Source organism: Arthrobacter sp. 05T444 (assembly GCF_056395905.1).
In genome coordinates this window covers 49,675-63,094 of sequence record NZ_JBFTKK010000021.1, presented here as the reverse complement: position 1 = coordinate 63,094, position 13,420 = coordinate 49,675, and the positions used below count along the sequence as shown (strand labels likewise).

The window sequence follows — 13,420 nt, the reverse complement described above, 5'->3', positions numbered from 1 at the left end:
TGATGTCCCTCACCGTGCGGTAATCTATTTCTAGTCGCATAACGCACAGAAGTTCGCTAGTCGAACAAAACTGCATTTCCCACCCATCTAAACCACCGTCTTTCAGTGTGGAAGGACCATCAGAATGACCAACCTCGTAAACGGCTCCACAGCCACGGCAGACCCGGTGCAGCTCAAGCGGGCCAGGAAGGCGGCCCTGGCTGCGTTCCTGGGCGGCGCGCTGGAGTACTACGACTTCTTCATCTACGCCACCGCGGCCTCGCTGGTCTTCTCCAAGATCTTCTTCCCGGCCGGCAACCCCACCGTGGCCCTGATTGCCTCGTTCGCCACTTTCGGCGTGGCCTATGTCGCGCGGCCGTTCGGCGCGGTGGTCTTCGGCCATTTGGGCGACAAGATCGGCCGCAAGAACACCCTCGTGCTGACGCTGGTACTGATGGGATCGGCAACGTTCCTCATCGGCGCGCTGCCTGACTTCGCCACCGCCGGCTACTGGGCGCCTGCCCTGCTGGTGCTGCTGCGCCTCATGCAGGGACTCTCCGCGGGCGCGGAAACGGCGGGCGCCTCGGCCCTGTCTACCGAAGAAGCCCCGGAAGGGCGCCGCGGCTTCTTCGCCAGCTTCGCCATGAGCGGCATTTCCGCCGGCATCGTCCTGGCTTCCCTGGCGTTCCTGCCCGTGGCCGCGATGAGCGAAGTGGACCGCCTCGCCTGGGGCTGGCGCATTCCGTTCTGGCTGTCCATCATCGTGCTTATCGTCGCTTACCTGGTCCGCCGTTCCCTCGACGAGCCCGAGGTCTTTGAGGAAAAGCACGACCACGGCGAACTCGTGAAACTCCCGTTCGCGAAGATGTTCAAGACCCACCCGGCACAGTTCTTCCAGGTGGCCCTGATGTCCTTCGAAACCGTCACCAACACCTTCATGCAGTCCTTCGGCCTCGCCTACGCCGTGTCCGTCGGGGTCCCTGCCTCCACCATGCTTTGGGTCAGCATCGCCGGCAATGTCCTGGCCATGTTCACCCAGCCGCTCATGGCGCACCTCTCCGACCGGTTCGGCCGCCGACCCATCTTCATCGCCGGCGTCCTCGGCTCCGGTGCGATGATCTTCGTGTACTTCTCGGTTATCTCCACCGGCAACATTCCGATGATCTTCCTCACCAGCACCCTGATCACCGCCGGGACCTACGCGATGTCCAACGCCATCTACCCGGCCTGGTTCTCCGAGCTGTTCAACGTCAAGGTCCGCTACTCCGGCATGGCCATCGGCCTGCAGGTGGGCATCCTCTGCGCCGGCTTCACCCCGCTGCTCGGCACCGCCCTCGTCGGCGCCGAAAAGGCGAACTGGGGCCCCGCCGCCTGGATCGTTGCAGCGTCCTCACTGCTCGCCGTCGCCGGCGCCTTCTGGGCCCGCGAAACCAACAAAATCCCGCTCCGCGAACTCGGCAACCCCGTCCGCTAGCGGCAACCCCGGGATGGATCGGGTTGCGGAATGCCGCGGCCCGATCCACCGCCACGTGAAGGCCGCTTCATCCACCACGAAAACCCGCCCTCGGGGCCACGGGGTAGCGTAGCGTCGGCAGGCGCATTCAGCTGGCGCCTGCTCCTGCCAGTCCGGCCCGAGCGAACGAGGTACAGCACTGATGATCACCCGAGCCGACGTTGATGAAGCCACAGCGCGGATTGCCGGGCTGGTGCGTCGCACGCCGGTCATGGCGGCCGACGCCGGAAGCCTTCCCGGTGCGGTCTGGCTGAAGTGCGAGTTCATGCAGCACACTGGCACGTTCAAGGCCCGGGGGGCCTTTAACCGCGTGCTGGCCTGCAGGGAGCGCGGCGAGTTGAAGGACGACGTCGGCATAGTCGTGGCGTCCGGTGGCAATGCCGGCCTCGCCAACGCCTATGCCGCCGCCAGGGCGGGAGTGCCGGCTGCGGTCTTCGTTCCGGAGTCCGCCCCTGCGGTGAAGGTCAGGAAGCTCAGGGAGACGGGGGCTTCAGTCATCCAGCGCGGCGCGGAATACGCGGAGGCCTATGATGCCGCGATGGCCTATGCGGGTGAGACGGGTGCCGTCTACTGCCACGCCTACGACCAGCCGGAGATAGTGGCCGGTGCAGGCACTGTCGGCTCGGAACTCCTCGAACAGGTGCCGGACGTGGACACGGTGCTGGTCGCCGTCGGCGGCGGTGGACTCATGGGCGGCATCGCCGCCGCGGTAGAAGGCCGGGCGAGGGTGGTGGGCGTGGAGCCCGCCAGCGCACCGACACTTCATGCCGCCCTGGCGGCCGGGAAGCCGGTGGATGTGGCTGTTTCGGGAATCGCCGCAGACTCGCTCGGCGCACGCAGGATTGGAACGATCGGCTTTGAGGTGGCCGTGCGGACGGGCGTCCGGAGCGTTTTGGTGTCCGACGACGAGATCGTCGCCGCGCGCTCCCAGCTGTGGGCGGAGTACCGCATGGTGGTGGAGCACGGTGCAGCCACCGCCTATGCCGCCCTCAGCTCGGGTGCCTACGTCCCGGCTGCGGGCGAGCGGGTTGCCGTGATCCTGTGCGGCGCCAACACCGATCCCGCCACGCTCTGATCCCGCCACGCTCTGACGTCCGGCCAGGAAGCGCCGGCGAGCACCTGCCGGCCCGGCCAGCAGGTGCAGGCCGGGCCGGTCCGGGCGGGACGGTCCGGTCGGCACCTTTGGTCAGGCCGGGTTGGCGGCCTCGGCCACGAGGCCACCCAGATTGCGGTACTTATCCAGCCGCCGGGGCAGCAGTTCGCTGATCCCTGCGGACGCCAGGGTGGACAGTTCGTACTCGATGGCCTGCCCGAGGCGCTGGCAGAAGGCCTTGCCTTCGAGCGCGGCGTCGCTGCGTTCGTCCACAATGTGGTCCACGAGGCCGTTGGCGTACAGGGATGCCACGCTGACGCCCTGGGCCTCGGACATGGCCGGCGCAAAGTCGGTGCTCCGGTGGACGATGGCACTCGCACCTTCGGGCGGGAGCGGGGACAGCCAGGCGTGCTGGGCCGCGATGGTCCGGTCTGCCGGCAGCAGGGCCAGCGCCCCGCCACCGGCCCCCTGGCCGAGCAGCACGGATACCGTGGGGGAGTTCAGGCCGATGAGGTCGTGCAAGGACCTGGCAATTTCGCCGGCCAGGCCGCCTTCTTCGGCCTCCTTGGACAGTGCGGCGCCGCCGGTGTCGATGACCGTCAGGAGCGGTAGCCCCAGCTCCTCGGCCAGCCGCATGCCCCGGCGCGCTTCACGCAGGGATGCCGGTCCCATGGCCGTCTGCTGTGAGGGCCGCGGCCGGGTGTGGCCGATCACCACACAGGACTTTTGGCCGAAGCGGGCCAGCGCCAGCAGCAGTCCCGGATCCTTTTCGCCCTGGCCGGTGCCGTTGAGCGGCAGCACGTCCCTGGCCCCGTACGCGAGCAGCTGCCGCAGGTCCGGTCGCCGCGGGTTGCGCGAGATTTCGATCGATTCCCAGGCGCCGGCGCCGGAGGGTTTTACGGACAGGGTCCGCGGCGGACTGACGCGCGGATGCGGGCCGGTGACAAGTATGCCCAAGGCGCGGTCAACGACGTCGGACAGCTGCCAGGGCGGGACCACCGCGTCCACCAGGCCCTTGTCGAAGAGGTTTTCGGCGACCTGGACGTTTTCCGGGAACGGTGTGCCATAGAGCGCCTCGTAAACCCGTGGTCCCAGGAAGCCGAGCAGGGCGCCCGGCTCGGCCACCGTGATGTGGCCCAGCGAGCCCCAGGAGGCCATGACTCCGCCGGTGGTGGGATGGCGCAGATAGACGAGGTAGGGCAGTCCGGCCTGCCGGTGCGCCCGGACCGCCGCGCTGATTTTCACCATGGACAGGAAGGCGATGGTCCCTTCCTGCATGCGCGTGCCCCCGGAGGCGGGTCCGGCCAGCAGTGGAAGTCCTTCCCGGGTTGCCCGCTCGACGGCGTTCACGATCCGCTCCGCCGCGGCAAGCCCGATGGAGCCTGCCAGGAATCGGAACTCGCTGACGATAACCGCCACCCGGCGGCCGCGGATGAGGCCTTCCCCGGTCAGGACGGACTCATCCACCCCCGTCTTCTCGCGGGCCGCCGCCAGTTCCAGCCGGTACTCGGGACCCGGGTCAGGGTCCGAGACCGGGGTGTCCCAGCTCCGGTAGGAGCCGGGATCGATCACGGCGGCAATGAGCTCCGTGGCGCCCAGGTGCCGCACCTTCTGTTGTGTCAGCATTCTCAGCGGCCTTCCTGCCCGGAACCTGAGCTGCCGAGGGTTGCCGGAGCCAGGCCCAGCCACTGCCGGATCTGGTCCCCGTCCTGATCCAGCAGCGGCGGGGCTGTGTGCGCCTTCAGCGTTGTTTCGGCGGTGTCGGCCGCGCTGAAGAACCGCAGCGGCGGCCCCGGCAGGCTTACGTTCCCGAGGATCTTGTGCTCGACGTCGATCACGAGCCCCTGCGAGTGGACCTGTTCCCACTCATAGACTTCGTCCAGCGTCCGGACCTTGCCCGCCGGGATTCCGGCCTCGTTGAGCTTGCCGAGCAGCGGTTCGGCCTCGAAGTCGGAGAATACCCGTTCGACCTCTTCGATGACTTTTTCGCGGTTGCGCACCCGGTCCGCGTTGGTGGCGAACTCCGGCCGCGTGGCGTCGATCCCGAAGGTCGAGGCAAACGTGGCCCACAGCTTTTCGCTTCCCACGCTGATCTGGACCCTGCCCTGCCGGCAGTGGAACAGGCCGTACGGCGCGATGGACGGATGGTGGTTGCCCTGCGCCTTGGGGACCTCACCCGCGACCGTGGCCCTGGTGCCCTGGAAGGCATGGACCCCGATCAGTGCCGCAAGAAGGGACGTGCGGACTATCTGCCCCTGGCCGGTGCGTTCGCGTTGAAGGAGTGCCGCGAGGGTGCCGAACGCGCCGTACATGCCGGACAGCAGGTCCGCGATGGGCACGCCCACCCGCTGGGGATCGTCCGGGCCGGAGCCAGTCAGGGACATCAGCCCGGCTTCGCCCTGCAGGATCTGGTCGTAGCCGCTTCGCCGGGACTCCGGACCGTCGTGCCCGAAACCGGTGATGGACAGGACCACCAGCGCCGGATTCAGCGCGTGCATCTCGGCGGCCGAGAATCCCAGCCGGTCCAGTACGCCGGGACGGAAGTTCTCGATCACGACGTCCGCCCGTTCCAGCAGTTCGCGCAGGACCGTCCGCCCGTCGTCGCTCTTCAGGTCGAGGGCAATGGATTCCTTGTTGCGGTTGCACGATAGGAAATACGTGGCCTGGGGATCGTCCTCGGGGCCGACGAACGGCGGCCCCCAGCCGCGCGTGTCGTCTCCGGTGCCCGGGTTCTCGACCTTGATGACGCGCGCGCCGAGGTCGGCCAGCATCATTCCGGCGTGGGGCCCGGCGAGGGCGCGGCTCAGGTCCACCACGAGGTAGCCCGAGAGGGGGCCCTCTGCCTGGGGCGTGAAATCAGTGCTCATGCGGGGTTTCCTTACTTGCTGTACGGGCTTTGCTGCAGGGGTGGCGTTCCGGTTCCGGGCTACATCCAGCCCGGGACCACCATGACCAGCCAAGCGACGGCGGGTCCGGCGGCAACCACGATGCCGCTGTAGGCGAGGATCTGCTTGTAGAACTTGTCCTTGTCCACGTCTTCCGGTGCGTTGGCCAGAACCAGGGCGCCGTTGGTGGAGAAGGGAGAGACGTCCACGATCGTGGAAGCGACTGCCAGCGCTGCGATGACGCCCACGGCGCCCACCTCGCCGCTGGCCAGGAAGGGAACTGCCAGCGGGATGAGAGCGGCGAGGATGGCCGTAGAGGAGGCGAAGGCCGAGACGATGCCGCCGATGTAGCAGATCAGCAGGGCTGCCAGCAGCGGCATGCCCATGTTCGACACGCTGTCGGAAACGAACTTGATGGTGCCGGCTTCCTCGAGGACGCCCACGAAGGTCAACATGCCGCAGATGAGCAGGACGGTTGACCAGCTGATTTTGTTCACGGCGCCCTTCTGGGCGGCCGGGGACACGAGGGCCAGGATGATGGCGATGGTGATGGAGACGAAGCCGACGTCCACCTTGAAGCCGAGGGAAATGACGGCGAGGGCCACCAGACCGAGGATGGTGACAAGCTGGGGAACGTTGGCACGGGCACCGTTCCCGGCAGCCGGTGCGGCGGAAGCGGCGGCGCCGGAAGCGGCGGAACCCGGGGTGCTGGTGCCCTTCGCGGAGACGCCGGCGGGGGAGATGTCCGAGCCGGAGCCCTGCAGCGTGACGCCGGCCGCACGGGCACCGACGCTGACGGACATGCGGGTTTCAGCGGCCTGTTCCACCAGGCGGCCGGCCTTCGTGGAGCGGAACCTGTTGCCGCCAAGGACGATGGACAGCACCACGGCAATGGCGAGGTTGAAGACGAAGCTGGCCAGGAAGATCGCCATGGGGTTCGTTTGCAGGTCCGTCTTGGCGATGATGCCGTTGACAGTGACACCGTAGACGGCGATGGGGGAGAAGCCGCCGGCCTGGGCACCGTGGATGACCATCATGCCCATCATGAGCGGGTTGATCTTGTGCTTGGCGGCGAAGCTCAGGGCGATCGGCGCAATGATGGCGACGGCGGCGGGCGACAGGGCGCCCACGGCGGTGATCAGGGCGGTGATGGCGAACATGACCCAGGGGATGAGGGCCACTTTGCTGCCGACGAGCCGGACGGCGCCCCTGACCAGCAGATCTATGGTGCCGTTGTTTTGGGCGATGGCGAACAGGTAGGTGACCCCGACGATCGTCAGGAACAGGCCGCCGGGGAAGTTGGCAAGGATGTCGTTGGTGGACATCCCCAGCACGACTGATCCCAGGACGAACGCCCCTACGAAAGCCAGGGCACCCATGTTGAGGGGCAGCACCGTGGCCAGCAGGAACATCACCGCCAGGATGATGATGGACAGTACGGGAGCGGACATCGTTGTTCCTCCGGATCAAGAGATTGGATGTGACGTGGCTTACTGGCTCACTGGCCTAGCCTCCTAGACACTAGGTGACTTTGTCAATAGTTCTCCGCTAGGCTGGGGTTGACGACGACGCCGGAAGGACGCGCATGCCCAGGAAAGCAGCAACGCAACAGATCTCCCGTCTCTCGCGGCCGCGGCTCTACGAGCAACTGGTGGAGCAACTCATGGACTTCATCGAGTCCGCCCAGCTGGGACCGGGCGACACCCTGCCGGCAGAGCGCGACCTGGCTGAGCGGCTGGGTGTCTCGCGGGCAACGCTTGCCCAGGCGCTGGTGGCCCTCGAGGTGCTCGGTGTGATCGACGTCCAGCACGGCACCGGCGCGGTGCTGGTCTACCGGCCCAACGTCCCGTCCGTGATCAAAGGCCTCCGCGAGCACCGCAGCAGGCTCCCCGAGATCGTGGAGGCGCGCAGCACGCTTGAGGTCAAACTGGCGGAACTGGCGGCCACCCGGCGGACCGACTCTGACATGAAGGCCATCGAGAACGCGCTGGACGCGATGGCAGAAGAAGTGGCCTCGGGTGCCAAGGGCGCACGCGGCGACGAGCTTTTCCACCAGGCGGTCACTGCCGCCGCGCATTCCGCGGTTCTTGCCCAGCTCATGACGTTCATTGCCGGGATGATCCTGGAAACCCGGCTCGAATCGCTCGGGCAGCCTGGCAGGCCGGAGCAGTCACTCGCCTCCCACCGCAAGATCGCCGACGCCATCAGGGCCCAGGACTCCGCGGCCGCAGCAGCGGCGATGTTGGAGCATATCGATCTTGTCTCCGACGTGGCGCTGCTGAAGTGAGCATGAAGCCGTTTCTGTTGCTCGCCTCGCGGGCCGAAGACGCCGCCTCCGAGGATGAGTACGAGGCCTACCTCCGCTACGGCGGGCTGGAGCCGGACCAGCTGAGACGGATCCGGATGGAGCAGGCTCCGCTCCCGCATCTCGACCTGGACGATTATTCCGGTGTAATCGTGGGCGGCAGCCCGTTCACGTCCAGCGACCCCGCAGACCATAAATCAGAGTCCCAGCGCCGGGTGGAGCGTGAATTGTCGGCGCTGCTGGACCGGATTGTGGCCGAGGACTTCCCGTTCCTGGGCGCCTGCTACGGAGTCGGAACCCTCGGCCTGCACCAGGGCGCGGTGATTGACCGGACCTACGGGGAGCAGTTGGGCGGCGTGACCATCAGCCTGAGCCCGGAGGGCCTGGAGGACCCGCTGCTGGCCGGAATGCCGGCACAGTTCACCGCCTTCACCGGCCACAAGGAAGGCTGCACGGTCCTTCCCTCCCATGCGGTGCTGCTGGCAAGCTCGGCGGCTTGCCCGGTGCACATGTTCCGGATCAAGAAGAACTTGTACGCCACGCAGTTCCATCCCGAGCTTGATGCCGAAGGCCTCGTGACCAGGATCGACATCTACCGCCACGCCGGGTACTTCCCGCCCGAATCTGCTGAGGAACTGATGGAGGCTGCCCGGACCTTCACGGCAACAGAGCCCATGAAGATCCTGCGGAATTTCGTCAAGATCTACGGCCGGTAGCTGGTAGCCGACAGCCAGTGCCGGGTAACGCAAGAGGACGACGGCGGGTGGATCCCGCCGTCGTGTCCGCTTTTGCCGGACCCGACAAGCCCTGTTTTCATCGCCCGGGTGACCGCCGACCTCCAGGAATTGCCTAAAAAGACATCCAGTACGAGGTTTTCGGCCCGGACCTGTGGCTGGCTGACTTCCAGTAACTGCGCGGTCAGCTGTCCTCGGCCGCCGCTGGAACGGCCGAGAGGTGCTCATGCACGGCAAGTACGTCGCCGGTTTCGGTCCGGGTGAATATGATGGTCTCCCGTTCATCGCTGGCCAGGGTTCTGCGGCCGGGTCCGGTCCGGACGAGTGTGGCCACGCGGTGCGTAAAGATCGCCGTAGTGCCGAGCATCTGGATGTTCTGCTCGCTGCTGCGGCAATCGAGGACTTTCCAGCCCGAACCCACCCAGGTATCCCACACCTCCCGATACTCGCTTCGGGAACCCAGCGACTCAGGCTCCGGATGGAAAATGAACGTGGCCGATGGGCTGAACGCGGCGAAGTAGCGCTCGGTATCCGTCGATGCGAAGGCAGCGACCAGTCGGTCGGCGGCATCCTGGACGTCCGCCCGGCTCAGCGGCGCAGTCCCGGCGAGACGTGCCATGGCCCGGATCGGTGCCCCGTCGGCGTCGGGAATGCTGAGCGGAAAGAGGAAAACCTCGACGCCGGCGCCCCCAGCCGCTGCCCGTTCAATCTGTTCCAGCCCGGTGAGGTTTTCGACGATAACGCACCCGTTCGCGGCCAGGATGTGGTGTGCCGGGAAGTCTTGGCCCGCTGTCCTGTCAACGCTCAGCGCATCCAGCCCGACGGTACGGTAGCCGCGGTCCACGATCAGCTGCGCGGCGTCGGCGTGGAGCCACGGATGGTCCAGGTACTCTGGCGAGCCCCAGTGGCTGGCGAAGCCCGTGTGGAGCAACAGGATCCGGTCCGGATGCCCTGCCCGTCCGTCGCCGGGAGCCGGCCGGATGCCGGCGAGGTGTTCCGCAGTGATAACGCCGCCCGGCCCGGCGGAGCGGACGTCGACCAGTTCCACGGGTCCGTTGAACTGGGCCGGCGGCAGCGCATCGAGTGCCGGGAAGGCATCGTGGACGTGGAACGGTGCGTCAAGGTGCGTTCCCGAGTGGGAGCCGAGGGCGAGGGCAAGCACGTTGGCGCCGTCGCCGTCGGCCGTCAGCGCCGGGGTGATCCGCACTTCGGGATCTCCGGGATAGACGGGCATCCCCGTCCGGAGCGGGACGCTCAGATCCATCCAGGTCACGGTCGGACCGCCAGTTCGTCCAGATCCAGGTTCAGATCCAGATCCTGGTGCCCCGGCGCAACGACGTGTCCGGCGCTGTCCGTCACCGGAGGCACGGCAACGTTCCGGCTGGGAATCCAGCGCGGACCGGCCTCGGGAAACACGACGCGGGGTTCGGGGAAGATCCAGAGCAGCCCCAGATAGAGCACCGCGGCAAGGACCAAGGAGGCTGGGAGGCTGATGTCCACGCCGCCAGCGAGGTTGCCCAGCGGGCCCTGGAATTGGCCGGGCATGTTGACCAGGCACAGTCCCGCCGCGGCGCTCAGCAGCCACGCCAGCATTCCGCGCAGGTTCCAGCCATGGTTGAACCAGTAGCGGCCGCCTGTCTGGCGGCGGTTGAAGACCTGCAGGGCCTCCGCGTCGTACCAGCCGCGGCGGGTGATGAAGCCGATGATCATCACCACCATCCAGGGGGCAGTGCACGTGACAATCAGCGTGGCGAAGGTGGAGATGCTCTGGACGAGGTTGAAGGCGAAACGGCCCACGAAGATGAACGCAATGGCCAGCACGCCGATGAACACCGTGGCCTGCACGCGGTTGAAGCGCGGGAAGACACTGCTGAAATCCAGTCCGGTTCCGTACAGCGAGGACGCACCCGTGGACATGCCGCCGATCAGGGCGATCGCGCACAGCGGGACGAAGTACCAGGCGGGGGAGACTGCCAGGAGCCCGCCCACATAGTTGGGGGCCGCCGGATCCATGAACTCCGGTGCCTTGGTGGCGATGATGGAGGCGGTGGCGAGCCCGAAGACAAACGGTACAAGGGTGGCGAGCTGTGCCAGGAGGGCGGCCCCCATGACCTTGCGCTTGGGGGTGTTCGTGGGAATGTACCGCGCCCAGTCGCCGAGGAAGGCGCCAAAGGAAATTGGGTTGGACATCACGATGAGGGCGGCGCCGATGAACGCCGGGATGAAACCGGCTACGCCCAGGCCGTCCAGGCCCACGCCGAAGGCGCCGGCAAAGTTCAGATCCAGGTCTCCGGCGAACGCGATGTATCCGACCACGAACAGGAGGGTGGCCGCCGTGACGGCGATCTTGTTCACGAGCAGCATGAACCGGAACCCGTAGATGCAGACAGCCAGCACCAGAACCCCGAAGAGCCCGTAGGCCACGGCAAAGGAACCCATGTCCTGGGGCAGGCCAACCAGGCGGTTGAGGCCTCCCACCAGAGCGTCGCCGGAACTCCACACCGAGATGGAGAAGAACGCGGTGGCGGTCAGGAGCGAGAGGAACGACCCCACGACCCGGCCGTGGACGCCAAGGTGGGCGGACGACGAGACCGCGTTGTTGGTACCGTTTGTCGGCCCGAAAACGGCCATCGGCGCCAGCAGGAGCGCCCCGACAGCCAGGCCGAGGACCGTGGCTGCGAGACCCTGCCAGAAGGAGAGGCCGAAGAGGATGGGAAACGCTCCAAGGAACGCCGTGGAAAACGTGTTGGCGCCGCCGAACGAGACCCTGAACAGATCAAAAGCGGTGGCATTCCGGTGCTTCTCCGGGATCTGTTCGATGCCGAAGGCTTCTACCTCGGTTACTTTGCCGCGGCCGCTTTGGCCGCCTTTGGCCTTATGCTGCCTATTTTCCACGCTGATCTCCATCCGACGGCAACGCCTCATGTTGCTTAGCGAGCATCACAAGTTGTTAGTGAGGCTACATTTTTAATGAGGCTACCGTGTGAAGAGGCTCACATCAAAGATTTCTTTCTCATGACGCGGGAAGGGTTCAGCCCCTCCCTTCCACTGACTCAGAAGGGATCGGCTAAAAGACAGCGGACGACGGCGGGTGCGCCCCGCCGTCGTCCGCTTGCCCTTTGGAAAAGGGTCTCGAGTGTTCGTTCGCGCTGTGATGCTTAGTGCGGGGGCGTCACCATCGCCTCGTAGGTCAGGATTTCGGTCCCATTGCCCTCTTCGCCATTGTCCGGGGCCACCCGCATGGTGAGGTGGTTCCCCTCGGCCGTCATCTTGAACGGGTTGCGGGTCGCGACGTGGCCGCCCGCGCTCCACCGCTGGAACGGTGCATCGTGCAGTGTGTTGTGGGTGTTGATGTCGATCAGTGCCATGCCGCCCAGCTCGTACGTCGCGGAAGGACCTCCTGCGGCAGGTGTCTGGGGCAGGTTGGCTATCCCGGCGCACAACATCGTGGAACTCGCCGCGTATTGGCAGTCCTGGTAGTCGATGAAGTTGTCCGGGTTCTGCCAGGAGGTTAGCTCCTTGCCCTTCAGGTTCCACTCGGCGAAGCGGCGCGAACCCCAGGTATTGCCTACGAGGTGGCCGGTCTGCTTGTCCATGACAATGCCGCCGAAGTGGTCCTTGACCTCAAACTGCCTGTGGACGTCCAGCGTGCGGGCGTCAACGCGGTACACGATCGAGCTGCTGTCGGGGCGGTACTCCGCGACCGGAACCCAGACGTTGGTGCCGTCGAAATCGATGCCGCCCGGGTGGTACATGGCGCCCTCGCCCAGGACGATGTCCTTCTGGAGGTTCCCCGCCTTGTCCATGACAAACAGGTGTCCTGTTCCCTTGCCGGGCGTACGGTCGTAGCCGCCCTGCGGGCTCGGGAACTTCACGGTGGGCTCGATAATCTCCACCGAGGACAGGAAAATGTGGTCCTTCGTGAACGCTATCCCCTCGGTGTGGAACGTCGGGAAGTCCAGTTCCAGCCTGCTGGTCAGCTGCCAGGCGGTGTTGCGGTCGACGGCGGTGAAGGCGTCTGCGACGGCGGTGTCCGCCCCGTGGTGGCCGGCATTGCCGGGATTCTGGTCTCCAGGGTTTTGGGAGGCCTGGGCGACAGCCGTGCCGCCGATGGCCGACGCTGCGAAGGCGGCCGCGATCACGGCCGCGACGATGGTGCGGGTGCGGGTGGTGCTCATTGGGGAGGGGCCTCTCGTTGGTTCGGACCGGGGCGACGCTACCGACTGGTAGTGAACTGACGGCAACCGCTGCCTTAACACTGCTGGGACAGCCCCGCCCTTCGGGATGCCTGACCGATTTTTCCCCATTGACTTAGGCCCCGGGAGGGCTAACGTTGAACTACGGCAACAAGGATCTGTTGCACGCGCGTGCGCTGGAGGGGGGCAGCAGCACTTGCGGGCTGTTCGCACATTCAGGCCTCGGTCTGCAGTCCGCAAACCTTCAGCTTTGCTCCGCTCCGGAGCACCACAACATCAGGTCTCAACTTAGTCCCCAGGTAGCGTCCCATGACCGCTAATTTCGTTACTGCTTTTGCCGTTAAATCCTTCGACGTCCCGGATAAGAAAAGGTATCCGGACAAAGCCGAGGTGGATCTCGTGAGTGTGAACGACTACTCGGTCGCCCGGCTGATTCTCGCCCCGGGCTGGCAGTGGTCGGTGTGCTCCAAACACACGGAGAAGACAGATTTCTGCGAACACAACCACCTCGGATTCTGCCTGTCGGGCACGCTGGAAATCGCCACACCCGACGGCCAGAAGTCCATCATCCACGCCAATGACACCTACGCCATTCCGCCAGGCCACGACGAATGGGTGGTGGGTGCCGAGCCGTTCGTGGCCGTTGAATTTCTCGGTGCGGCGTCGTTCGGCCGGCCTTTCAGCCGCGGCCAGCACGCCCGAATCTGACACGTCT

11 protein-coding genes are annotated in these 13,420 nt (G+C 66.1%); 5 read left to right on the top strand and 6 right to left on the bottom strand.

Going from position 1 to position 13,420, the window contains the following annotated elements; translation table 11 throughout:
• Positions 1 to 124 precede the first annotated feature (124 nt).
• Together AC1DD3_RS17815 and AC1DD3_RS17810 are read left to right on the top strand one after the other, a co-directional pair.
• Positions 125 to 1,453, top strand: coding sequence for an MFS transporter (locus AC1DD3_RS17815; RefSeq protein WP_230118580.1), 1,329 nt, complete (start codon positions 125 to 127; stop codon positions 1,451 to 1,453).
• Between the two features lie 181 nt (positions 1,454 to 1,634).
• The gene (locus AC1DD3_RS17810; RefSeq protein WP_230118581.1) at positions 1,635 to 2,567 is read left to right on the top strand and encodes a threonine/serine dehydratase; all 933 of its coding nucleotides are present in this window, start codon (positions 1,635 to 1,637) and stop codon (positions 2,565 to 2,567) included.
• Positions 2,568 to 2,678: 111 nt separating this feature from the next.
• On the opposite strand, the gene AC1DD3_RS17805 is transcribed toward AC1DD3_RS17810, so the two are convergent.
• The 3 genes from AC1DD3_RS17805 to AC1DD3_RS17795 are packed head-to-tail and all read right to left on the bottom strand — an operon-like array spanning position 2,679 to position 6,921.
• A complete protein-coding gene (locus tag AC1DD3_RS17805) occupies positions 2,679 to 4,211 on the bottom strand; it encodes an acetyl-CoA carboxylase carboxyltransferase subunit alpha/beta (protein WP_230118582.1) in 1,533 nt (510 codons plus the stop codon).
• Positions 4,212 to 4,213: 2 nt separating this feature from the next.
• Entirely contained in the window at positions 4,214 to 5,452 is a 1,239-nt protein-coding gene (locus AC1DD3_RS17800) for a CaiB/BaiF CoA transferase family protein (RefSeq protein ID WP_230118583.1), read from the bottom strand.
• 59 nt (positions 5,453 to 5,511) lie between these two features.
• Positions 5,512 to 6,921: an SLC13 family permease gene (locus AC1DD3_RS17795; protein WP_230118584.1), complete on the bottom strand. Its 1,410-nt coding sequence runs from the start codon at positions 6,919 to 6,921 to the stop codon at positions 5,512 to 5,514.
• A gap of 134 nt (positions 6,922 to 7,055) precedes the next feature.
• On the opposite strand from AC1DD3_RS17795, the gene AC1DD3_RS17790 reads away from it, so the two are divergent.
• Positions 7,056 to 7,757, top strand: a complete 702-nt coding sequence (locus AC1DD3_RS17790) for a FadR/GntR family transcriptional regulator (RefSeq protein WP_230118585.1) — start codon at positions 7,056 to 7,058, stop codon at positions 7,755 to 7,757.
• Positions 7,758 to 7,759: 2 nt separating this feature from the next.
• On the top strand, positions 7,760 to 8,491 hold the full coding sequence (locus AC1DD3_RS17785) for a glutamine amidotransferase (RefSeq protein ID WP_476882188.1): 732 nt from the start codon (positions 7,760 to 7,762) through the stop codon (positions 8,489 to 8,491).
• A gap of 202 nt (positions 8,492 to 8,693) precedes the next feature.
• Here the strand turns inward: AC1DD3_RS17785 and AC1DD3_RS17780 are convergent, their stop codons facing one another.
• The 3 genes from AC1DD3_RS17780 to AC1DD3_RS17770 form a co-directional block, all read right to left on the bottom strand.
• Positions 8,694 to 9,773, bottom strand: a complete 1,080-nt coding sequence (locus tag AC1DD3_RS17780) for a cyclase family protein (RefSeq protein WP_476876308.1) — start codon at positions 9,771 to 9,773, stop codon at positions 8,694 to 8,696.
• A 5-nt stretch (positions 9,774 to 9,778) separates the two neighbouring features.
• Positions 9,779 to 11,404 (bottom strand): purine-cytosine permease family protein, encoded by a 1,626-nt coding sequence (locus AC1DD3_RS17775; protein ID WP_476882187.1) that lies wholly within the window; start codon positions 11,402 to 11,404, stop codon positions 9,779 to 9,781.
• Between the two features lie 263 nt (positions 11,405 to 11,667).
• Positions 11,668 to 12,687 carry a DUF6454 family protein gene (locus AC1DD3_RS17770; RefSeq protein WP_476876306.1) on the bottom strand — a complete coding sequence of 340 codons (1,020 nt, stop codon included), beginning with the start codon at positions 12,685 to 12,687 and terminating at the stop codon, positions 11,668 to 11,670.
• Between the two features lie 327 nt (positions 12,688 to 13,014).
• Here AC1DD3_RS17770 and AC1DD3_RS17765 point away from each other — a divergent pair, with 327 nt between their 5' ends.
• Positions 13,015 to 13,413 (top strand): cupin domain-containing protein, encoded by a 399-nt coding sequence (locus tag AC1DD3_RS17765; RefSeq protein WP_230118590.1) that lies wholly within the window; start codon positions 13,015 to 13,017, stop codon positions 13,411 to 13,413.
• Positions 13,414 to 13,420: the final 7 nt, after the last annotated feature.

Coding starts and splice junctions, on each gene's coding strand:
- AC1DD3_RS17815 (WP_230118580.1), top strand. CDS start 125: ATGACCAACCTCGTAAACGGCTCCACAGCCACGGCAGACCCGGTGCAG.
- AC1DD3_RS17810 (WP_230118581.1), top strand. CDS start 1,635: ATGATCACCCGAGCCGACGTTGATGAAGCCACAGCGCGGATTGCCGGG.
- AC1DD3_RS17805 (WP_230118582.1), bottom strand. CDS start 4,211: ATGCTGACACAACAGAAGGTGCGGCACCTGGGCGCCACGGAGCTCATT.
- AC1DD3_RS17800 (WP_230118583.1), bottom strand. CDS start 5,452: ATGAGCACTGATTTCACGCCCCAGGCAGAGGGCCCCCTCTCGGGCTAC.
- AC1DD3_RS17795 (WP_230118584.1), bottom strand. CDS start 6,921: ATGTCCGCTCCCGTACTGTCCATCATCATCCTGGCGGTGATGTTCCTG.
- AC1DD3_RS17790 (WP_230118585.1), top strand. CDS start 7,056: ATGCCCAGGAAAGCAGCAACGCAACAGATCTCCCGTCTCTCGCGGCCG.
- AC1DD3_RS17785 (WP_476882188.1), top strand. CDS start 7,760: ATGAAGCCGTTTCTGTTGCTCGCCTCGCGGGCCGAAGACGCCGCCTCC.
- AC1DD3_RS17780 (WP_476876308.1), bottom strand. CDS start 9,773: ATGGATCTGAGCGTCCCGCTCCGGACGGGGATGCCCGTCTATCCCGGA.
- AC1DD3_RS17770 (WP_476876306.1), bottom strand. CDS start 12,687: ATGAGCACCACCCGCACCCGCACCATCGTCGCGGCCGTGATCGCGGCC.
- AC1DD3_RS17765 (WP_230118590.1), top strand. CDS start 13,015: ATGACCGCTAATTTCGTTACTGCTTTTGCCGTTAAATCCTTCGACGTC.